The 21,740-nt window shown below is 49.7% G+C and carries 18 protein-coding genes and 1 other annotated feature; all 18 genes read right to left on the reverse strand.

The annotated features are described in order from the left end of the window. Positions 1-97 precede the first annotated feature (97 nt). A complete protein-coding gene (gene ilvB, locus ACKX14_RS00170) occupies positions 98-1,777 on the reverse strand; it encodes a biosynthetic-type acetolactate synthase large subunit (RefSeq protein WP_422443567.1) in 1,680 nt (559 codons plus the stop codon). A gap of 47 nt (positions 1,778-1,824) precedes the next feature. Then, positions 1,825-2,085: a binding site (T-box leader), on the reverse strand. 79 nt (positions 2,086-2,164) lie between these two features. Further along, positions 2,165-3,244 carry a 3-isopropylmalate dehydrogenase gene (leuB, locus tag ACKX14_RS00175; RefSeq protein WP_422443568.1) on the reverse strand — a complete coding sequence of 360 codons (1,080 nt, stop codon included), beginning with the start codon at positions 3,242-3,244 and terminating at the stop codon, positions 2,165-2,167. Beyond that, entirely contained in the window at positions 3,237-3,737 is a 501-nt protein-coding gene (gene leuD, locus ACKX14_RS00180; protein WP_422443569.1) for a 3-isopropylmalate dehydratase small subunit, read from the reverse strand. Before leuD ends, leuB begins: the two co-directional genes overlap by 8 nt. After that, positions 3,727-5,001: a 3-isopropylmalate dehydratase large subunit gene (leuC, locus tag ACKX14_RS00185; RefSeq protein WP_422443570.1), complete on the reverse strand. Its 1,275-nt coding sequence runs from the start codon at positions 4,999-5,001 to the stop codon at positions 3,727-3,729. Before leuC ends, leuD begins: the two co-directional genes overlap by 11 nt. Positions 5,002-5,072: 71 nt before the next feature. Then, entirely contained in the window at positions 5,073-6,599 is a 1,527-nt protein-coding gene (locus ACKX14_RS00190) for a 2-isopropylmalate synthase (RefSeq protein WP_422443571.1), read from the reverse strand. A gap of 24 nt (positions 6,600-6,623) precedes the next feature. Then, a complete protein-coding gene (ilvC, locus tag ACKX14_RS00195; RefSeq protein ID WP_422443572.1) occupies positions 6,624-7,616 on the reverse strand; it encodes a ketol-acid reductoisomerase in 993 nt (330 codons plus the stop codon). Next, positions 7,597-8,121: an acetolactate synthase small subunit gene (gene ilvN, locus ACKX14_RS00200; protein ID WP_422443573.1), complete on the reverse strand. Its 525-nt coding sequence runs from the start codon at positions 8,119-8,121 to the stop codon at positions 7,597-7,599. The genes ilvC and ilvN overlap by 20 nt, the downstream gene beginning before the upstream one ends. Positions 8,122-8,125: 4 nt before the next feature. Continuing rightward, on the reverse strand, positions 8,126-9,790 hold the full coding sequence (ilvB, locus tag ACKX14_RS00205; protein WP_422443574.1) for a biosynthetic-type acetolactate synthase large subunit: 1,665 nt from the start codon (positions 9,788-9,790) through the stop codon (positions 8,126-8,128). 568 nt (positions 9,791-10,358) lie between these two features. After that, complete coding sequence (locus ACKX14_RS00210) at positions 10,359-10,787, reverse strand: acyl-CoA thioesterase (protein WP_422443575.1); 429 nt, start codon at positions 10,785-10,787, stop codon at positions 10,359-10,361. Further along, entirely contained in the window at positions 10,784-12,529 is a 1,746-nt protein-coding gene (gene pyk / locus ACKX14_RS00215; protein ID WP_422443576.1) for a pyruvate kinase, read from the reverse strand. Before pyk ends, ACKX14_RS00210 begins: the two co-directional genes overlap by 4 nt. Positions 12,530-12,543: 14 nt before the next feature. Then, positions 12,544-13,503 carry a 6-phosphofructokinase gene (gene pfkA, locus ACKX14_RS00220; RefSeq protein WP_422443577.1) on the reverse strand — a complete coding sequence of 320 codons (960 nt, stop codon included), beginning with the start codon at positions 13,501-13,503 and terminating at the stop codon, positions 12,544-12,546. 16 nt (positions 13,504-13,519) lie between these two features. Beyond that, a complete protein-coding gene (locus ACKX14_RS00225; RefSeq protein ID WP_422443578.1) occupies positions 13,520-13,714 on the reverse strand; it encodes a hypothetical protein in 195 nt (64 codons plus the stop codon). A gap of 57 nt (positions 13,715-13,771) precedes the next feature. Then, positions 13,772-17,185: a DNA polymerase III subunit alpha gene (locus ACKX14_RS00230; RefSeq protein ID WP_422443579.1), complete on the reverse strand. Its 3,414-nt coding sequence runs from the start codon at positions 17,183-17,185 to the stop codon at positions 13,772-13,774. Positions 17,186-17,194: 9 nt separating this feature from the next. After that, complete coding sequence (locus ACKX14_RS00235) at positions 17,195-18,493, reverse strand: DRTGG domain-containing protein (protein ID WP_422443580.1); 1,299 nt, start codon at positions 18,491-18,493, stop codon at positions 17,195-17,197. A gap of 62 nt (positions 18,494-18,555) precedes the next feature. Then, entirely contained in the window at positions 18,556-18,822 is a 267-nt protein-coding gene (locus ACKX14_RS00240) for an HPr family phosphocarrier protein (RefSeq protein WP_422443581.1), read from the reverse strand. Next, the gene (whiA, locus tag ACKX14_RS00245; RefSeq protein ID WP_422443582.1) at positions 18,815-19,789 is read right to left on the reverse strand and encodes a DNA-binding protein WhiA; all 975 of its coding nucleotides are present in this window, start codon (positions 19,787-19,789) and stop codon (positions 18,815-18,817) included. Before whiA ends, ACKX14_RS00240 begins: the two co-directional genes overlap by 8 nt. Before the next feature lie 121 nt (positions 19,790-19,910). After that, positions 19,911-20,852 carry a gluconeogenesis factor YvcK family protein gene (locus ACKX14_RS00250; protein WP_422443583.1) on the reverse strand — a complete coding sequence of 314 codons (942 nt, stop codon included), beginning with the start codon at positions 20,850-20,852 and terminating at the stop codon, positions 19,911-19,913. Positions 20,853-20,857: 5 nt separating this feature from the next. Further along, the gene (rapZ, locus tag ACKX14_RS00255) at positions 20,858-21,721 is read right to left on the reverse strand and encodes an RNase adapter RapZ (protein WP_422443720.1); all 864 of its coding nucleotides are present in this window, start codon (positions 21,719-21,721) and stop codon (positions 20,858-20,860) included. Between the last annotated feature and the right edge of the window lie 19 nt (positions 21,722-21,740).

A 21,740-nucleotide genomic window follows, 5' to 3' on the forward strand; every position in this document is an offset into this window, starting at 1 on the left:
TAATCGAATATTCATGTCACCATCACGGCTTGCGCTTGCAGGAAGACAGAAGTTGTTATCTTTTACGATAATATTTCCCGGCCGCCGTGTCAATATATCAATCTATGCCCAGCATCTCGCTGATGGGTTTGCCGGCGGGAACCATCGGCATGACCTTTTCATTGGGGTCGATTTTAACGTCAATGACAGCCGGGACGCCGGATTCGATAGCAAGGTTTATGGTTTCGGAAACCCGCTCCTTTTCGGTAACCCTGAAGCCTTTTGCACCGCAGGCTTCAGCCAGTTTTACATAATCCGGCCCTTCGCCCAGATCCACCTGTGAAAATCTGCCGTCATAAAACAGTTCCTGCCACTGGCGAACCATTCCAAGACTTCTGTTGTTGAAAATTACAGTTATCACCGGTATGCGGTATTTAACAGCCGTGATGAGTTCATGGCAGTTCATCTCGAAACTGCCGTCACCCGCTATGTTAAACACCAATTTATCCGGCCTGCCCAATTTGGCACCTATGGCGGCGGGAAGGCCGAATCCCATGGTGCCGAGTCCGCCGGATGAAATAAAACTCCTGGGCTCTTTGAATTTATAATACTGAGCAGCCCACATCTGGTGCTGCCCCACCTCGGTGGCTATTATTGCGTCGCCGCGGGTCTGGCGGTAGATTTCTTCAATTACGTACTGGGGCTTTAATCCTTCCCGGCAGTATTTTAACGGGTAGGTTTTTTTCCAATTATTTACCACTTCTTTCCACTGATCCCGCTTTTTGTGAGAAACCAGCGGTATAAGTTCGGATAAAACCAGCCTTACATCTCCGATTATGGCTATGTCTGCCCTTACGTTTTTCCCCAGTTCGGCGGGATCTATGTCAATATGGATGATTTTTGCTCCAGGAGCAAAGTGCTCCGCATTGCCGGTGACCCGGTCATCAAAGCGGGCCCCGACTGCAATGAGCAAATCGCATTCAGTCACAGCCAGATTCGCACAAGCGGTGCCGTGCATGCCCAGCATCCCCATGCAAAGGGGGTGTTCTGACGGGAATCCGGTTATTCCCATTAAAGTTGTGGTTACAGGAATATCCGTTTTTTCGGCAAACCGGAGCAACTCAGGGCTTGCACCGGAACTTATTACACCGCCACCAGCATATAAAACCGGTCTTTCAGCCCTGTCGATTAACCCGGCAGCTTTTTCCAACTTTTGTCTCAAGCCTTTCATAAAATCCTGCCTGGAAGCATACGAACTTATAAATCCGTTTAAATCTCTGTTTATGGTTTCCTCGCTTACTTCCCCGGCCATTATATCTTTGGGCAAATCCACCAGTACCGGCCCGGGTCTGCCGGTAGTGGCGATGTAAAAGGCCTCTTTTACTTTTTTTACAATATCTCTTTTATCCCGGATGATAAAACTGTGTTTTGTTATGGGCAGGGTGATGCCCGTGATATCAACCTCCTGAAACGAATCCTTTCCAAGAAGCCCCAGGGGCACCTGCCCTGTGAAAAACACCATGGGGACTGAATCCATGTAGGCGTTGGCAATACCGGTAACAAGATTGGTGGCTCCGGGCCCCGACGTGCTTAAGGCAACACCCACCCTGCCCGTAGCCCTGGCATAGCCGTCGGCGGCATGGGCCGCCCCCTGCTCGTGGACGGTCCTGATATGTTTTATTTTTTTTCTTTTATACAGGGCGTCGTAGATTGGAAGACTGGACCCACCCGGAAAACCGAATATGGTATCCACCCCTATTTCTTCCAGGGTTTTTAATAGAAGCTCTGCACCGGTCATGTTTTTCACCTCTTGGAGTCTTATAAATAAAAAACCCTTCGCCGTCTACAAGGGGCGAAGGGTTTCGCGTTACCACCCTAATTCATCTATATCTCACGATATAGACCTCGGCAGGTACAGGGCACAAGCCCGATACCCGGCCTTTTTAACGGGGGCCGATTCCCCTTGCGGGGCCCGACCAGGATTACTTGAATTTCACCCTGGCAGCTCCGGGATGATTTTCGCAAAGTTCCCCGGGCGTCGGCTTTCACCTGACCCGACTCTCTTTGGCCCTGGAAAACCGCTACTCTTCCCTTCACAGCCTTTATCTGCGGTCAATTTTAAAGTGTATTGCTATTAATTATACCACAATTAATAATAAACTCAACCGGGGTAACCAAAATTTTTTTAGAATTCCAAAATGAATTCCCTTATAATATCTCCCATTTCTCGCGCGGTGACTAAAGCTTTTGCTCCCTGCCTTATGTCAGAGGTTCTGTATCCCTCATCAAGAGCCCTTCCTACCGCCTTTATTATAGCTCCGGCCGCTTCCTTCTCACCGAATGAATACTCCAGCATCATCGCCGCCGACAAAATGCAGGCTATGGGATTTGCCCTGCCGGTGCCGGCTATGTCCGGCGCGGAACCGTGACTGGGCTCGTAAAGAAACGGCTTGCCATCCCCTAAGCTCGCCGATGGCAACATGCCGATGGAACCGGTCAATACCGCCGCCTCATCGCTCAGAATATCCCCGAAAGTGTTTTCGGTGAGTATAACATCAAATTGCCCTGGATTTACTATCAACTGCATGGCGCAATTATCCACGTACATGTGGGAAAGCTCTATATCAGGGTACTGTCTCCCCACTTCTTCTACGACCTCACGCCAGAGCCTGGATGTCTCCAGCACGTTGGCCTTATCCACGGAAGTCACGCGCTTTTTCCTCCCCCGGGCGGCTCTGAAGGCTATATGGGCAACCCTCTCTATTTCTTCCCGGCTGTAAACCATTGTGTCGAAAGCCCTTACCGTTCCTTCCGTTTCTTCCCGGCCCTTTGGCCTGCCGAAATACAGCCCGCCGGTTAATTCGCGGACTATCAAAATGTCAAGCTTGTCGTGTATTATGTAGCTCTTTATCGGAGAAGCATCAATCAGGGCAGGAAATACCACGGCCGGGCGGAGATTGGCGTATAACCCGAGATTTTTCCTCAAACCCAGGATAGCCTGTTCCGGGCGTACCTCCCTTTTTAGTCCATCCCACTTCGGTCCTCCAACCGCCCCGAAGAGTACGGCATCGGAGCCCCGGGCAATGGCAAGGGTTTCATCGGGAAGCGGAACACCGTAGTTATCTATAGCCGCGCCCCCGACCAGGCCATCAGTAAAATTAAACTCTATGTTAAACCTTTCCCCGGCGGCGATAAGGATTTTTTTTGCCTCATTTATCACTTCGGGGCCAATGCCGTCGCCGGGAAAAAGGGCTATGTTATACATTGTTGGCCCCTCCCTTTTGCGCAAACTTCATAAGCCCCCCGGCCTGGATTATGCCTTTTATAAAACCCGGAAAAGGCCTGGCACAATAAGCTTTGCCGCTAGTAATATTTTTTATGATACCTCTGTCAGTATCAACCTCCAGTTCATCGCCGCGCCCGATGCCGTCTACCGCCTCGCCGCATTCCAGAATGGGGAGCCCGATATTTATGGAATTCCTGTAAAATATTCGGGCAAAAGACCTGGCGATGACGCAGCTTATGCCGGCCTCCTTAATGGCCAGCGGTGCGTGTTCTCTGGAGCTGCCGCAGCCGAAGTTTTTACCGGCAACTATTATGTCACCGGGTTTAATCTTTCCGGCAAACTCCGGGTCTACATCTTCCATGCAGTGGGATGCCAGTTCTTTAGAATCCGTGGTGTTCAGGTACCTGGCGGGAATGATGCCGTCCGTATCGATATTGTCGCCGAAAACCCACGCCCTGCCTCTAAAAACCATTTCCAACCACCTCCTCCGGGTGGGCTATTCTGCCCTTAACGGCAGAAGCGGCTGCCACCGCAGGATTTGAAAGATAAATCTCGCTTTCAGGATGCCCCATACGCCCCACAAAATTCCGGTTGGTAGTAGAAATGGTCCTTTCTCCCTTTGCCAGTATACCCATATACCCTCCCAGGCAGGGCCCGCAGGTGGGTGTGCTGACGGCCGCCCCGGCTTCTATGAAAATATCCATCAGGCCTTCCCTTATCATCTGAAGGTAAACCTGCTGTGTGGCGGGAATCACGATCATCCTAACGTAGGGATGAATCTTTTGACCTTTCAAGACTTTGGCCGCCATTCTCATGTCTTCCAGTCTTCCGTTAGTGCATGAACCGATAACCACCTGGTCGATGGGAATTTCCCCTGCATCGGATATATTCACCGCATTTTCCGGCAGGTGGGGAAGGGCCACCTGGGGTTCAATCTTTGTAACATCGTATTCTCGGACTTCGCAGTATTTTGCGTCCTCATCGCTTCTGAAAACTTCATAAGACCTTTTTGCCCTGGCTTTTACATACTCCAGAGTAACTTCATCGGGTTCCATTATGCCGTTTTTTCCGCCGGCTTCTATGGCCATATTGCTCATGGTGAGTCTTTCGTCTACGGTAAGGTATTTAAGGGCGTCGCCCGTAAACTCCATGGCTTTATAAAGCGCCCCGTCCACACCTATGTCTCTTATGGTGTATAAGATCAGGTCTTTCCCCGTAACCCAGGGATTGGGTTTACCCCGGTAAATAAATTTCATGGTCTCGGGCACCTTAAACCAGCATCTTCCGGTCATCAAGGCAAATGCCAGGTCCGTGCTGCCCACTCCGGTGGAAAAAGCCCCCAGAGCGCCGTACGTGCAGGTGTGAGAATCGGCGCCTATGACCAGGTCTCCGGGTAAAACCACCCCCTGTTCCGGCAGCAGGGCATGTTCTATACCCATCCTTCCCACCTCATAGTAGTGGGTAATTTGCTGCTCCCTGGCAAAATCCCTCAAAGTTTTGCACAGCTCGGCGGATTTTATGTCTTTATTTGGGGCGAAATGGTCGGGAACGAGCGCCACCTTTTCTCTGTCGAAGACCTTTCCGCCTCCGGCTTTTTTAAATTCTTCGATTGCCACAGGACCGGTAATGTCATTGGCCAGAGCCAGGTCGATGTCGGCCATTATGAGCTCTCCCGGTTCCACGTAATCCTTTTTTGCGTGTTTCGCCAGGATTTTTTGCGTTATTGTCATCCCCACAGCTTACACCTCCCCTGCAATGCGCTTTGTGCATTCAAGAATTCGATGATGACACGCTTCAAAACAATAAGTTAGGTGTGTAAACCGTTTCCATTATTGAAAAGAGTCTTATTCAGCGCATTGGTATATGCCAGAGCGCTGGCCTCAATAATATCGGTGCTTAAACCCCGTCCGGTGTATACCTTGCCGTCCTTTTCGATCTTTACCACGACCTCACCCATGGCATCCTTGCCGCTCGAAACCGATTTTATGGAATAATCCACAAGCCGACAATTTATATTGCATGCCCTCTCCAGCGCCCTGTAAGTGGCATCTATGGGACCGTCTCCGGTGGAAGCCTCTTCGATGCTCCTTCCCGCCACTTTAACCCTCACGGTAGCGGTAGCAATGGTCTGATTGCCGCTGGAGGTCTGGAAATATTCCAGCTCTATCAGTTGGGGCATCTTTGATACCTGGTCTTCCACTATGGCCTCTATATCGCTGTCTGTGATTTCCTTCTTTTTGTCTGCAAGATCCTTGAATCTCTCGAAGGCCTTGTTGATCTCCTCGTCGGGAAGCTCGTAGCCCAGTTCTTTTAACCTCTGGGAAAAGGCGTGGCGTCCCGAAAGCTTCCCGAGTACAATTCTGTTCGAAGCAAGGCCGATAGATTCCGGCGTCATAATTTCATAAGTAGATTTTTCCGAAAGTACCCCGTGCTGGTGTATGCCCGACTCATGGGCAAAGGCGTTGGCGCCCACTACGGCTTTGTTGGGTTGAACGTAAATACCCGAAAGGGTGCTGACCAGTCTGCTGGTACGGTATATGTGTTTCGTATCTATGTTTAGCTCCGCATTATAGATGTCCTTGCGTGTTACCAGGGCCATCACCACCTCTTCCAGCGCCGCATTTCCTGCCCGCTCCCCCAGCCCGTTTACCGCACACTCAACCTGAGTGGCGCCGTTTGCCACCGCCGCCAGGGAATTGGCCACAGCCATCCCCAGGTCGTTATGACAGTGAACGCTAACCCTGACCTTATCCATTTCGGGGACCCGTTCCCTTAACGTCCTTACAAGGTTACCGAATTCTCCGGGTGTGGCGTAGCCCACCGTGTCGGGTATGTTTATGACCGTGGCGCCCGCCCTGATGGCCGCAGAAAACAAGCGGCAGAGAAATTCCACCTCCGACCTTGACGCATCTTCGGCTGAAAACTCCACATCTTCAACGTAAGATTTGGCCCTCTTTACGGCTTCCACGGCGGCCTCGAGCACCTGTTCAGGGCTCATTTTCAGTTTGTATTTCATGTGTATGGGCGACGAGGCTATGAAAGTGTGGATACGTGGCCTTTCAGCGTTTTTCAGCGCTTCCGCCGCCCTGTCGATGTCTTTAAAATTCGCCCGGGCAAGGCCCGCTATGACGGGCCCCTTAACGTTCTCGGCGATTGTCTTTACGGCGTTAAAATCCCCGTTGGAGGCAATGGGAAAACCCGCTTCTATGACGTCCACCCGGAGCTTTGCCAGCTGTTTTGCAATTTCCAGTTTTTCATGGGCATTAAGGGAAACGCCCGGAGACTGTTCCCCGTCCCTCAAGGTCGTATCGAATATCTCAATCCTCCTGGGCATTTTTTCGACCCCCCTGTATGAACTCTATTTCTTTAACCAGGGCATCATGCTCCGGAGTTCCCGGCCGACCTTTTCAATGGGATGTTCCGCTTCCCGGGCCAGAATAGTCTTATATACCGGCCTGTTGGCCTGATTTTCAAGAATCCATCTCCTGGCAAATTCCCCGCTGACGATTTCATCCAGGATTTTTTTCATTTCCCGGCGGGTATCTTCCGTGATTATCCTCTTACCCACCGTTATGTCGCCATATTTTGCCGTATCGCTGATAGAATAGCGCATCCATCCGATACCGCCCTCGTAAATCATGTCTACTATAAGTTTCATCTCATTCAGGCATTCAAAATAGGCTATCTCCGGCTGGTAGCCGGCTTCCACCAGTGTCTCAAAACCCGCCTTGATAAGTTCGGTAAGGCCGCCGCACAGCACGCACTGTTCGCCGAAAAGGTCCGTTTCAGTCTCCTCAGCGAAAGTGGTCTCTATGGCGCCGGCGCGAGTGCCTCCGATGCCTTTGGCATAGGCCAGCGCTATTTCCCGGGCCTTACCGGTGTAGTCCTGCTCCACCGCCACGAGACACGGAACCCCTTTACCCTGCTCATACATCCTTCTTACGAGATGACCGGGGCCTTTGGGCGCCACCATGAATACATCGACGTATTCCGGAGGAACTATCTGGTGAAATCTGATGTTAAAGCCATGCGCAAAGGCCAGAGCCTTGCCCTCTTTTAAGCCGGGCTTTATTTCCTCTTCATAAATTTTCGCCTGGATGTGGTCGGGCACCAGGATCATTATTATATCGGCTTCTTTCGCCGCCTGGCCGACGGTCTTGACGGTAAGGCCGGCTTCTTCGGCAATTTTCCAGGATTTGCTTCCCTCGTAAAGGCCCACCACCACATTAACACCGCTGTCTTTCAGGTTAAGCGCGTGGCCGTGGCCCTGGCTGCCGTAACCTATGACGGCAACAGTCTTGCCCTCCAGCACTTTCAGGTCTGCGTCATTGTCATAAAACATTTTCGCCATTTTTATCTTCCTCCTCAATTTTTATAGTTTTTGTTCCTCTATTCATGGCAATTATGCCAGTGCGGACCAGTTCTTTTATCCCGAAGGGTTTTAACAGCTCTTCAAAGGCGCTCACTTTGTCTTTGTCACCGGTAAGCTCGATAATCATAGACTTCCTGCTGACATCCACTATATTCGCCCTGAAGATTTCGGCAATGTGAATTATTTCCGACCTCACCTGAGGATCGGCGTCAACCTTTATCAATACCAGTTCCCGACTGACAGATTCTTCGGAGTTTATCTTACTAACCTTTATTACATCCACCAGTTTGTTCAACTGCTTTTTCACCTGTTCGACGACGTATTCGTCTCCTTCAACCACTATGGTCATTCTGGATATGTCTGGGTTTTCGGTGGTCCCCACCGCCAGGCTGTCGATGTTGAAACCACGGCGGCTGAAAAGTCCCGCCACGCGCGAAAGCACGCCGGGGTGGTTTTCGACGAGTACCGACAGTGTAGTCTTCATATCTTCAGCCTCCTATCATTTCGCTGATGGGAGAACCGTTTAAGACCATGGGATAAACATTCTCGTTTATATCGACAATGCACTCCAGCAGGAAACTCCCCTTTTCCGAAAGCAGGCGGTTTACGGCGGAGGCGAGTTCCCCCCGGCTTTCTATTTTCATGGCTTTTATGCCGTAGCTTTCGGCCAGCCTGACAAAATCGGGCACGAAGCCGAAATTCACCTGATTGTATCTGCCCCTGCAGTAAAATTGCTGAAGCTGGCGCACCAGGCCGAGGCCCCTGTTATTGAACAAAATTATTTTTATGGAAAGATTATTTTCGACGGCCGTGGCCATCTCCGCTAGATTCATCTGGAAACTTCCGTCACCGCAGATGTTGATGACCGTCTTATCGGGCTTTGCAAATTTCGCTCCAATTGCGGCCGGCAGGCCGTAACCCATGGTGCCGAGGCCTCCGGAAGTTATAAAGCTCCTGGGAGTAATGAATTTATAATACTGAGCCACCCACATCTGATGCGAGCCCACTTCAGTGGTGACAATGGCGTTACCGCGGGTTGCCCTGGAGAGTTCTTCTATAATTTCCTGAGGGCAAAGCTTATTCGTCCTTTCGTATGAGAGAGGTTTTTTCTTAAGTTCTTCTATATAGGTGTTCCATTCTGAAGGTTTCCTGGGATTTACCTTTTTTACGATTTCCGCCAGAACTTTTTTTACATCACCGACAATGGGGATGTCAGCCCGCACGTTTTTCCCTATTTCCGCCGGATCTATATCTATATGAATAATTTTTGCCTTCGGCGCAAATCCCGCCACCTTTCCCGTAAGCCTGTCACCAAATCGGGCGCCTGCAGCAACAACCAGGTCCGCCTCGGTAATGGCTCTGTTGGCACAGGGGATCCCGTGCATGCCAAGCATTCCCAGGGATAGCGGATGGTCTTCCGGAAAAGAGCCGATCCCCATCAACGTGGTAGCCACCGGAATCCGGGCCTTTTCCGCCAGTGTCTTAAGCTCCAGCTCCGCCCCCGCGGAGTTCACCCCGCCCCCTGCGCATATCACGGGGCGCTGGGCTCTGTTTATGGCTTCTGCAGCGCGGGAAATCTGGAGGGGATGACCGTCGGTTTTGGGCTTATATCCGCGAAGCGTTACCTGTTCCGGGTATTTGAAATCAATCTTTGTTTCGGCCACGTCTTTGGGCAGGTCGATTAACACCGGTCCCGGCCTGCCGGTGGAGGCTATATAGAAAGCTTCCCTGACAATTCGCGGGATATCCTCGGCTTTCTTGACAAGGTAATTATGTTTAGTAAAAGGTGCCGTGGCCCCGGTTATGTCCACTTCCTGGAACACGTCCCGCCCGATGAGGGCGGTGGGAACCTGGCCGGTGATGGCCACTATGGGGACCGAATCCATGTATGCCGTGGCGATTCCCGTTACAAGGTTTGTGGCACCGGGGCCGGAAGTGGCCACACACACGCCGACCTTGCCAGAAACCCTGGCGTAACCGCTGGCGGCATGAGCAGCGGCCTGTTCTGAGCGCGTAAGTACATGTCTTATTTTCCTGGTATGATAAAGCGAATCGTAAACGGGCAGTATGGCCCCCCCGGGATAACCGAATATCAGTTCCACACCCTCCATCTCCAGCGATTTTACCAGGGCCTCCGCACCGGTGATTTTCATACCGCACCACCTCTCTGAAAAAAATGTAATAAAAAATTAACCCCCTCACCCCGAGATACTTACGTATCCCAGGGACGAGGGGGGAGTTTACCCCGTGGTACCACCCTGCTTCGCCTCGCCTTGCGGCTTCGGCCTCATGAAGTAGAAATCTACTTCAAACTTAACGCCTGCTTGCGGCACCGGACTACTGCCACTTCGCCCGGGCTGTTCGGGAGCGAGCAACAAGCGGCGACCCGGACCGGCTTTCACCTTCCCCGGCTCTCTTTACCAGAGCCCCTCCGCTTTCCTCTCCGTCATTACATTTTACAATATATCATTGTTGAGATATAAAAAAGCCAGCAGTCAAATTCCATAGGAACTTGCCGCTGGAGCTTTTTATGCTCACGGTGTTCTGAGGGCCCGCCTCAGATTGTACCGCTCGGTCACAGACGCCTTCCGGCCGGAACCCTAGGTACACTTCCTATTGCAAATAACCAACACACCATATTACGGGTATGGAATTGTATTTTGATAAGTATTTTATCATCGAATTTCTAAAGATGTCAAGAGATGATTTGTAAATTTTTTGTTAAGACCCGCCTTCATTTAAACTTTTCCACAACGCGGGGTGTGTTTTTCTTATATTCAGCGGTCTGCCCTCTTTAGACATAAAGGCGTGCACCGTATGCCCCTCCGCCAGGAGCATTCGGTCCTTCGCCCTCAAAATTTGGTAGACCATTTTGACCCTGGTGGGCCTCATTTCTTCTACAGTGGTCTTTACGATAATTTCATCCCCGTAGCGCGCCGGATGCCTGTAGCGGCAAAAGGCTTGTATCACGGGGAAATAGACGCCCTCTCTTTCCATGTCCATTATAGTTAAATTTCCGGAGTTAAAATATGCCGTCCTGCCGACTTCAAACCATATGTAGTAGTTTGCGTAATACACCACGCCCATTTGGTCGGTTTCGGCATATCTGACCCGCAAGGTTGTATCCACGACTCTGGAAGCATTGTTCATTTGACATCAACCTTTCCGCGGTAAACAAGGCCCCTCTGGGTGTCGATGGTTATCTCGTCCCCCGTCGAAAGCTTTTCGGTAGCTCCTTCAGCTCCGACTATGACGGGTATATTCATCTCCAAACCGGCAATGGCCGCATGGGAAGTAAGACCTCCTTCTTCGGCTATAACGGCCGAAGCGCGCTTCAACGCCGGCACGAAATCTCTATCTGTGGAATGAACCACCAGTATGGAGCCTTCAGGCATTATTACGGTTTCTTTCACCGATTTTGCGACAAAGGCCTTTCCGAACACGGGCCGGTGTCCGATACCGGTCCCTCTTAAAATCACGTCGCCCACAATATGCACCCTTATCAAATTGGTGGTGCCGGTTACATTTACGGGGACTCCGGCGGTTATGACCACCAGATCACCCTTCTGTATCATCCCGGAATTTAAAGCCCCATCCACCGCCTCCTTAAACATCTCATCGGTAGAGGCCGTATCCTCTACCCTGAGAGGCCAGACACCCCAAACAATCTGAAGAGCTCTGGTAACCTTTTCCCTCGGAGTCACGGCGATAATCGGCGCCCGCGGTCTGAACTTGGCCACGGCCCTTGCGGTATAGCCCGATTTGGTGGAGGTGATAATGGCTTTCGCCTCCAGATCCCTGGCTATGGTGTAGGTGGCATGGCTTATGGCATCGGTCACGGTCCTGATCACTACCGGTTCTTTCTCTCTTCCGAAGCTCATCAAAGCCTGTTCGGCCCTTTCGGCAATCCTGACCATCATTTCCAGGGCTTCGACAGGATAACTTCCGGCGGCCGTTTCCCCGGAAAGCATGATGGCGTCGGTGCCGTCGAAAATGGCATTGGCCACATCGGTGGTTTCCGCTCTGGTGGGCCTTGGATTTCTTATCATGGAATCCAGCATCTGAGTGGCCGTTACCACCGGTTTTCCGGCCCTGTTGCACAAATCTATTATCCGCTTCTGCACCAGAGGGACTTCTTCCACCGGTATTTCCACACCCAGATCTCCCCGGGCAACCATGACGCCGTCGGCGGCGCGAATGATTTCATCGATGTTGTTTACTCCCTCCCGGTTTTCTATTTTTGCGATGATCTGGATGTCTTCACCCCCGTATTCCTCCAAAATCTTTCTTACCTCAAGCACATCCGCCGCTTTTCTCACAAACGAAGCCGCTACGAAATCCACGCCCATCTGTATGCCAAAAATGATATCTTCTATATCTTTTTTCGTAACCGCGGGCAACGGCAGGGTTTTATCCGGTATGTTTACTCCTTTTTTGTCCCCTATCTCTCCTCCGTTGACGACGATGCAGCGGACATAATCCTGTTTTACATCACTGACCTTTAACTCAATCAGCCCGTCATCCAGCAAAATCCTGTCTCCCCTGGCCACCACCGCCGTGATGCTGTCGTAGTTGATAAATACCTTGCCGTTGTCACCTTCGACGGGCCGCGTGGTAAGGATAAATTCCTGGCCCTTTATTAAGGTCGCCTTCCCTCCCTTAAATGTGCCTATCCTTATCTCCGGCCCTTTTGTGTCCAGCATCAAGGCCACATTGGCCCTGAGTTCCTCCGCTGCTTCTTTGAGGGCCATTATCCTTGCCCTGTGTTCTTCATGGGAGCCGTGTGAAAAATTCAGCCGGGCTATATTCATACCCGCCCGGATCAGCCGGGATAAAATTTCTTTTTTTTCGCTGGCGGGCCCCAGAGTGCAGATGATTTTTGTTTTCAGCATAGAAGGTCACTTCCTTAAACCGAAAGTGCTTCGGCCAGTTGATATAAGGTCATGTCCAGTGGTTTATCGGTCGTAAGAATTTTTTCCAGGTCGGTTACCACCAGCTCGCCATTTACCAGCCCCACCATTTTGCCTCCGATGTTTTCCTTCAGCAAATCCACGGCTTTGCCGCCAAACTGGCTGGCAAGTATCCTGTCAAAAGCCGTGGGGGTACCGCCCCTCTGAATATGTCCCAGCACTATGACCCTGGTTTCAAAACCGGTTCTCTCTTTGATTTTTTTCCCTATGTCAAAAACGTGGCCCGCCCCTTCGGCGACTATAATGATGCTGTGCAGCTTGCCCCGTTTATATCCGCTAATGACTTTCTCGCAAATCGCTTCAATATCAAAAGGAATTTCCGGCACAAGAATTGTCTCCGCGCCGCTGGCAAGCCCCGAGTGGAGGGCTATGTGACCTGATTCCCTCCCCATGACTTCAATGAGAAAAGTGCGCTCGTGGGAAGTGGCCGTGTCCCTTACTTTATTTACGGCCTCCACCACCGTGTTTAGCGCTGTATCAAAACCGATGGAATAATCCGTAAAAGGAATATCGTTATCTATGGTCCCAGGTATTCCGATGGTCGGAATGCCTTTTTTCGAAAGGGCCACGGCCCCCCGGAAAGACCCGTCGCCCCCTATGACTATCATACCTTCAATGCCAAAAGCCGACAGGTTCTTTATGGCCTTTTCCTGCCCTTCTTCGGTTTTAAATTCTTCGCACCGGGCGGTCCTCAAAATGGTCCCCCCCCGGTGGATAATGTCCCCAACTGAGCTTATATCGAGTTTCACAAAATCGGAATTAATCAAGCCGAAATAGCCCTTTTTTACGCCGTAAACCTCCATGTCGTAAAAAGCGGCTTTCCTCACCACAGCCCTTATGGCCGCGTTCATTCCGGGTGCGTCCCCGCCGCTGGTAAGCACGCCAATTCTTCTCATCAATCTCGCTCCTTTTTTACAGGTTCTTTTCAAGTATGACCTTTTGCGCTTCCTGAGCTTCAGATTCAGGCACCAGTATTTCTATGCAACAGCCGTGTTTTTTGCTTTTCATGACCTCTCTGGTCTTAACGAGTATACCTTCGTTTTTTAAAGTATCTTCCACCTTGACAGCCGTTTGTTTATCTGTGGCCATATAAATTACCGTCCACAACTTATAGGCCTCCTTTGCATCATAATATATTGGGATAACCCCCTTAAAATATATCCATCACCTCCCTGAAAAATTTTCACAGTAAAGGTAGTTGGCAAAGCCATCCAGTCCGGCCAGAAGTTTCAGGGTATTTTCCGACGAATCGATCCCGCCGTCGAGCAAAAAGCTCCTGTCTTCATCGGCAATATACAGTGCCACGGGAGTCTGCCCCTGGTGCGCACTCATAAAATCCCTGAGCTTGCCGAAATCAGCTTTTTGTTTTCCAGAAAACGATATAATGATCAGTCCCTTTTCTCTTTGCCTTAATGGGGTTATTTCTTCCGCTATTATTTTCGGAGTTTCATCTTCTTTAAAATTAATTTTGCCCTTTAAAATAATTTTAAAATCCGGCAATAACAGGTTTTGATATTTTTCATATATCGACGGAAACACAATTATTTCCATGGAACCGGTCAAATCTTCCAGGGTCACAAAGGCCATCAATTTGTCGCCTTTGGTGGCTTTGGTTTTTATGCCTGTTATAATTCCTCCCACCACCACCGGGAGATTGTCTTTCAGGCCCCCGTCTTCGTATAAATCTTTGCTCTGGATGGTAACGGTTTCGGCCAGTTCCTTTTCATATTCCCGGAGCGGATGTCCGGAAAGATACAGGCCCAGCATCTCCTTTTCCATGGCCAGAAGTTCGCTTTGAGGAAACTCAGGGACATCGGGCAGGACGTCATTTGTTAAAGACTCATCCACCATCTCGAACAGGGATATCTGGTCCTTTGCACTCTGCCGGCGCTCTTTCTGGACCTCGCCCAAAACCGCCTCATACACCTTCAGGAGCTGCGAGCGCCTGGCTCCCAGCGAATCCATGGCACCGCTCTTTATGAGGCTTTCTACAGTCTTTTTATTAAGCTCTTCGGGGACCCTTTCGCAAAAGTCCCTCAAAGAATTGAATCTACCCCTTTTCTTTCGGGCCTCGATTATGGCCCGGGCCACGCCTTCACCCACATTTTTGACGGCGGTGAGGCCGAATCTTATCTTGCCGTTTACCACCGTAAAAGCCTCGAAGCTTTCATTGATATCCGGCGGTAACACCTCGATACCCATATGGCGGCATTCGTTTATGTAGTAAGCAACTTTGTCGCTGTTGTCCATTACGCTGGTCAAAAGCGCCGCCATAAATTCCACCGGGAAATGGGCCTTGAGATATGCCGTCTGGTAGGCGATTACCGCGTAGGCTGCTGTATGGGCTTTGTTAAAACCGTAACCGGCAAAATACGAAATTTCATCAAAAATCCTGGCCGCTGTGTCGCCGTCGATGTTATTTTTGATGCACCCCTCGATAAACGCAGCCCTCTGGGAAGCCATTACATCCTGTTTCTTTTTGCCCATGGCTTTTCGAAGAATGTCCGCCTGGGCGAGGGTAAAGCCCGCCAGTTCCTGGGCTATCTTCATGGCCTGCTCTTGATACAATATTATACCATAGGTTTCGGATAAAATCGGCTTCAACAGAGGATGAAGGTATTTTATGGGTTTTAAACCATTTTTGCTCTTTATAAAGTCGTCGGCAGCCCCGCTTCCCAAGGGTCCCGGCCTGTACAGACCGATAATGGCCACCACATCCTCAAACACCCCTGGCTTAAGCTCCCTCAAAAGGTTCTGCATGCCCGAACTTTCCAGCTGAAAAACGCCGGCCGTATTTCCCTGGCTCAACATCTCATATACTTTTTTATCGTCCAGCGGTAGCCTGTCCAGATTTATCTCGACATTTTTAGTATGCTTAATTATATTCAGGGCGTCCCGTATCACCGTCAGGGTCCTCAGGCCGAGAAAATCCATTTTAAGAAGGCCCAGCTCTTCAAGGGTTGTCATGGTATACTGAGTGGCCACATTGGAATCGCCAATTTTGTGAAGCGGCACGTGCTCCACAAGGGGATCCTTTGATATCACCACCCCGGCCGCGTGGGTTGAGGCGTGTCTGGGAAATCCTTCAATGGCCCTTGCTATGTCAAGGAGTCTTTTAACCCTCTCTTCCTGCTCGTACAATTTTTTAAGCTCGGGATTCAATACGAGGGCGTTTTCAATGGTCATCCCCAGTTCCATGGGAACCATTTTGGCTATGGTGTCCACTTCCCCGTAAGGGTACCCCAGAACCCTGCCCACATCTCTTATGGCCGCCCTGGCCGCCATGGTGCCAAAGGTCACTATCTGGGCCACCCGGTCCTGGCCGTATTTTTTGACCACATAGTCAATAACTTCCTGCCGTCTCTCATAGCAGAAGTCCACATCGATATCCGGCATGGTAACCCTCTCGGGATTCAAGAACCTTTCAAAAAGAAGGTTGTATTTCAAGGGGTCTATATTGGTTATGTGTAAACAGTAAGCCACAAGACTTCCGGCAGCCGAACCCCTGCCCGGACCTACCATGATGTTGTTTTTCCTGGCAAAGTTGATAAAATCCCAGACTATCAGGAAATAGCTGGAATACCCCATTTTTTTAATAACTTCGAGTTCGTAATCAAGCCTTTCCCTTATCTCAGGTGTTATATGGGTGTAGCGTTCAGAAAGGCCTTCGTAACACAGTTTTTGCAGGTAATCGTCCTGGGTATACCCTTCGGGCACTTCGAAAGCGGGGAGATGACGGGTGTTAAAATCCAGTTCCACATTGCACATTTCGGCTATTTTGACCGTATTTTCAAGAGCTTCGGGAATGAAACCAAAAATGGCCTCCATTTCCTCCCGGGATTTCAAATAAAATTCGTCAGTCGGAAACTTTAGCCGGTTTTCTTCATCAAGGGTCTTCCCCGTCTGTATGCACAGGAGTACATCGTGTACGGGAGCGTCTTCTTTCATAATATAATGCACATCGTTGGTGGCCACAAGAGGGATCCGGGTCTCGCGGCTTAAGGCTATCAACTCCTCATTGACCCTTTTCTGATCCGTAATGCCGTGATCCTGAATCTCCAGAAAGAAATTGCCTTTTCCGAATATCTCCTCATACTCAAGAGCAACAAGTTTTGCCCTTTCATATTCCCCGTTTAAAAGCAGGGTGGGTATTTCCCCAGCCAGGCAGGCGCTCATTGCCACAAGACCTTCGCTGTGTTCCCTGAGCGCCTTCTTGTCCACCCTTGGCTTATAGTAAAACCCTTCGGTAAAGCCCAGTGAAACCAGCTTCATTAAATTTTTGTAACCCCTGTCGTCTTTTGCCAGCAGCACCAGATGGTACTGGTCATCATCCACCCTGGGTTCACAGTCTGCCATGGTCCTCTTCGCCATGTAGACTTCGCACCCGATTATAGGTTTGATGCCGCAAGCCTTCATGGCTTTATAAAATTCCACAACACCGTACATCACGCCGTGGTCGGTGATGGCGGCACTTTTTGCGCCCAGTTCGGAAAGTCTTTTCGCCAGTTTTTCTATTCTGCAGGCTCCGTCCAGGAGGCTGTAATTGGTATGAAGGTGCAGGTGCACAAATTCGCTCATAAAATTCACCTACCTGTCTATAACCCTCACCGAGATAAGGGATTTTGCCACCAGTTTCCCTTCATGCAGCAGGTTGATCTCCGCCTTGCCCGATTTTCTGCCTATGTCTATTATTTCCGCCTGAATTTCAATCTCTTCTTCCAGTTGAATGGGTCTGGAAAAATATACAGTAAAACTGTCGGGCACCGTATCAAGGCGCTTCTTGCTTCTGAAGGCTTCAAATCCGGCATTGGCCATTACCGTCATCAAAGCCCCGCAGCTTGCGACACCGTAAGGGTTTAACATGATGGGACTGGTTTTCCCTCTGAGGCTGACTCCGTTTTCCGTCTTCGACACCGAAAACCTGCTCATTACAAGTCCGTCTACGGTTTCTCCGATCTGAGGCTGAAAACTCAAATTTTGCAGGGCCTTTATGGCCTCCTTTCGGGTTACAATACCTACCAACTTTTTGTCTTCCACCACCGGGATCAGTTCAATGCCTTCCCACACCATGAGGTGAGCTGCATGCGCCACCGGAGTATCCTGGTTCACGACAATGGGGTTTTTGCTCATGGCCTCCTTTATGGGAACATCATCTTTCAACCCGGCTATGTCGTTGGTGGTGGCAATCCCCACCACTTTTTTTTCGCCGTCCACCACCGGGAATTTACTGTGGCGCGTTACCTTGAGGAGCCTCCTCCAGTCTCCCACCGTAGAATTCACGTCGAGATAATGCGGGTCGCGTACCATGACGTGCCTTACCCTGATCACATCTTTTTTTATCAGCCTTCTGTAAAGCGCCTGGTTTATGAATGTCGCCACTGTAAAAGTGTCGTACGAAGATGAAATAACCGGTATATTAAAGCTGTCGGCAAGTTTGATTACTTCCTCTTCAACCTTGAATCCACCGGTCACAAGCACCGCGGCACCTTTTTTTATGGCCAGCACCTGAGCGTCTTTTCTGTTCCCCACAATGAGCAGGCTCTCAGGTTCTATATATTTCTGCATGTCATCAACTTCCATGGCGCCTATCAAAAACTTGTTGAGCGGCTTATGAAGGCCTGCTTTTCCGCCCAGAATGCTACCGTCCACGATGTTTACTACTTCGGCAAAGGTTAGTTTTTCTATGGTCTCATCGGCCTTTTTTTCAATGCGGATGGTGCCCACCCTGGGCAAAGGGCACACCAGACCCGCAAGCTGTGCGTCTTTGATGGCCCTGTAGGCGGTACCATCGCTGACTTCCAGCGCCTGAGCCAGTTGTCTTACAGAAATCTTTGTCCCCGCTTTTAACTTTTTTATATAGTCTATTATCTGCTCGTGCTTTGTCATGGTTTTTCACCAAATATAATTATACCTAATTTAAAAGCTACCGTCACGGTAGCTTTTAAAAATTATTCTTCGCCAAACTTGCTTTCTATAAGTTCTACGAGTTTTTCCACAGCTTCTTTTTCATCGTCGCCTTCGGCTGAAATGGCGATCTGCGTTCCCTGACTCACCGCCAGAGACATAACGCCCATAATGCTCTTGGCATTGACTTTTTTGCCCTCTTTTTCGATAAAAATGTCCGACTTGAACTTGTTGGCAGTCTGGACAAAAAGCGCTGCGGGTCTTGCGTGAAGACCGGTTTTGTTTTTTACGACAACGATTTTTTCATACATGGTTCTTTTCCCCTTTCATTGATTGTAAATTTTCTGCAATACTTTCTATTTTTTTTAATCTATAGCTTACACCGGATTTGCCAAGAGGAGGTTCCATCATCTCCCCCAGTTCCTTAAGGCTCAAATCCGGGTGCTCTACTCTTAGTTCAGCGATCTCCTTTAGATTATCGGGCAAATCCTCAAAAATCCTGCGCTCTTTTAAAAAATTTATGCATTCTATCTGGCGGATGGAGGCGTCTACGGTTTTGTTCAGATTGGCCGTTTCACAGTTTACAATGCGGTTTACGCTGTTCCTCATTTCTTTAACCACCCTGATGTCCTCAAATTTCAGCAGGCTGTTATGCGCCCCCATAATACCGAGCAGGTCCGCTATATGATTTCCGTCTTTCAAATAAACCATAAAGGCGTTTTTGCGCTCCATTACCTTTGAGTTTAAGCCAAAACTGTTCATGAGCCTGGAAAGATCGGCAGCCTGGCGTTTGTCCTGGGTCACAAATTCAACATGATAAGGTCCCTTAGGGTCGCTAATAGACCCGCTTCCCAAAAAGGCGCCTCTCAGGTAAGACCGCATGCAGCATCTTTTTTTTATAAGCGAGTGTTTTATGCCGTCTCTTAATTTAAATTTTTCTTGATCCTCCCTCAATATCCCCAGTTCTTTCAAAAACTCCTTCGAATCCCGCAAATCCACCGAAATTATATAGAGGTTGTGGTCCTTCAAAAAGCTGTTTCTCCTTATCATTATATCCACCGGGGATTTCAAAAACTTCTTTAACAGTTTGTAAGTTCTTCTCGCGGTGGAGGCGTGTTCGGTCTGAATCTGGAGGATGGCCTGACCTTGCCCGCCTGCAATCTTTATATTCCCGGCCATGCGTATGACGGCGGAAAGTTCAGCCTTTTGACAGCATTGATTAGAAGTAGTTCGCGAAAGCTCCTCTTTCACTTCATAGGAAAAGGACAAACCATCCACCTGCCTTCAGCTAAATTTTTTATTCTACATAAATCTTAAAATACCTTCTTGCCGCCAAAAGTATTTTTAAAGAAAAACGCGCGCCTATTCAGGCAGTGCCGATGTTAACGGGTTTTAATATTTACCTTGAAATTATATCCATAATTATCCTGGCCAGTTTTTTTGGGCTGTGGCGTATTACATCCGTAGGATTTAAAATCTCGCCCTCCACCACATTATACCCCAATTCCGCGATTTTTTCAGCGTCGCAAAAAACGGGAGTCGCACCGTCTTCCAGATATCTCTCCAGCAGTTTTTCGGGCACCTTTTCGGTATTTATCACCACATATTCAATCACTTCTCTGCTCGAGTGCTGGATAATCGCCCTGACATGATCCAGCGCCGTATATCCCGTTGTCTCACCGGGCTGAGTCATTATATTGACCACATATATTTTTTTCGCACGAGACGCGGCGATGCACTCCGCCAGGTCTTTAATCAAGAGGTTTGGAATAATACTGGTGTACAGGCTCCCCGGCCCCAGGATTATGGCGTCGGCTTTCTCCACGGCTTCCAGGGCTTCCTTTAAAGGTTTGACATCGGGCGGTCTCAGGCTCACTTTTGATATTTCGCGCCTTGCTTTTGGGATGCTGGATTCTCCGCACACCCTGCTGCCGTCTTTATATTCGGCTTCCAGAGTAACATCGGCCAGAGTCGAGGGGAGAACCTGACCCTTTACCGCCAGGACTTTGCTGGATTCTTTTATGGCCAGTTCAAAATCTCCAAGCACTTCCGTCATGGCCGCCAGGAACAGATTGCCGAAGCTGTGGCCCCTGAAAGATCCCATCGTAAAACGATGCTGAAAGAGTCTTTCCATTAACGGCTCGGTACCGGCCAGGGCCAGAAGGCAATTACGGATATCCCCCGGGGGCGGGATCTTTAGTTCATCCCTTATAATGCCTGAGCTTCCGCCATCGTCGGCCACGGTCACTATGGCGGTTAGATTTCCTGTGTATTCCTTGAGGCCCCGGAGAAGATTTGGAAGACCCGTACCTCCGCCTATGCATACGATGTTTGCGTCCACACTCTTCACTCCGTTCTTTGATCTATGTCTCTATGGTCTACTATCACTTTATGCTTGTGCGCTTTTAAATGAGCCGCCAATTCGCCGGCAATAGCAATAGATCTGTGCCTCCCGCCGGTGCAGCCTATAGCTATGATCAGCTGGGATTTTCCTTCCCTGATATAATAAGGAATCAGAAACTCTACCATGTCACATAATTTTTCAAGAAATTGCCGGCTTTCGGGCCATTTCATAACATAGTTTTTTACCTCGGGGTCTTGTCCTGAAAGCTGCCTCAGTTCGTCCACGTAATAGGGGTTCGGGAGAAACCTCACGTCGAACACCAGGTCCGCATCCAGCGGAATGCCCTGTTTAAAACCGAAGGAAACCACATTAATCAACAGCGGCTCCTCTTTTTCGGTTTGGATAAAGCGCCGGACTATTTCCTCCTTGAGCTGCGCGGGGGTCTTGCAGGAAGTATCTATTATATAATCTGCCACATCTTTCAACTTCGCCATCTTTTTTCTCTCGGAAAAAATGCCTTCAATTATTCTGCCTTCGGGGGCAAGGGGATGGCGACGCCGGCTCTCTTTAAACCGTTTTATCAAAGTCTCATCGGAGGCTTCCAGAAATAAAATTTCATAAGGATAGCCGGAGTCCCGCATCGTCTTGAGGCTCTCAAACAGGGTATCGAAAAAACCGCCCCCTCTAATATCTATGACAAGGGCTATCTTATTTATTCTCTTCCTGCTCTGGCGGCACAGTTCCGCAAAAGTGGGAATCAGCGCCGGCGGGAGGTTGTCGACACAAAAGTAGCCGTGGTCTTCAAAAACCCTGAGCGCCAAAGTGCGCCCGGCACCGGAAAGCCCGGTGATTATAATGAATTTCAGATCCTCCAATGCTTTTCAC

The organism is Thermorhabdus hydrogeniformans (assembly GCF_049310025.1).
Taxonomy (GTDB): domain Bacteria; phylum Bacillota; class Thermosediminibacteria; order Thermosediminibacterales; family Tepidanaerobacteraceae; genus JBJYKD01.

Bases quoted from the DNA above. Each gene is read 5' to 3' on its own strand.
- ACKX14_RS00235 (WP_422443580.1), bottom strand. From the start codon at position 18,493: ATGACAAAGCACGAGCAGATAATAGACTATATAAAAAAGTTAAAAGCG.
- pfkA (WP_422443577.1), bottom strand. From the start codon at position 13,503: ATGAGAAGAATTGGCGTGCTTACCAGCGGCGGGGACGCACCCGGAATG.
- ilvB (WP_422443574.1), bottom strand. From the start codon at position 9,790: ATGAAAATCACCGGTGCGGAGGCCCTGGTAAAATCGCTGGAGATGGAG.
- ACKX14_RS00190 (WP_422443571.1), bottom strand. From the start codon at position 6,599: ATGCCCAGGAGGATTGAGATATTCGATACGACCTTGAGGGACGGGGAA.
- ilvB (WP_422443567.1), bottom strand. From the start codon at position 1,777: ATGACCGGTGCAGAGCTTCTATTAAAAACCCTGGAAGAAATAGGGGTG.
- ACKX14_RS00240 (WP_422443581.1), bottom strand. From the start codon at position 18,822: ATGTATGAAAAAATCGTTGTCGTAAAAAACAAAACCGGTCTTCACGCA.
- leuD (WP_422443569.1), bottom strand. From the start codon at position 3,737: ATGGTTTTTAGAGGCAGGGCGTGGGTTTTCGGCGACAATATCGATACG.
- leuB (WP_422443568.1), bottom strand. From the start codon at position 3,244: ATGTATAACATAGCCCTTTTTCCCGGCGACGGCATTGGCCCCGAAGTG.
- ilvC (WP_422443572.1), bottom strand. From the start codon at position 7,616: ATGGCGAAAATGTTTTATGACAATGACGCAGACCTGAAAGTGCTGGAG.
- ACKX14_RS00230 (WP_422443579.1), bottom strand. From the start codon at position 17,185: ATGAGCGAATTTGTGCACCTGCACCTTCATACCAATTACAGCCTCCTG.
- ACKX14_RS00210 (WP_422443575.1), bottom strand. From the start codon at position 10,787: ATGAACAATGCTTCCAGAGTCGTGGATACAACCTTGCGGGTCAGATAT.
- ilvN (WP_422443573.1), bottom strand. From the start codon at position 8,121: ATGAAGACTACACTGTCGGTACTCGTCGAAAACCACCCCGGCGTGCTT.
- pyk (WP_422443576.1), bottom strand. From the start codon at position 12,529: ATGCTGAAAACAAAAATCATCTGCACTCTGGGGCCCGCCAGCGAAAAA.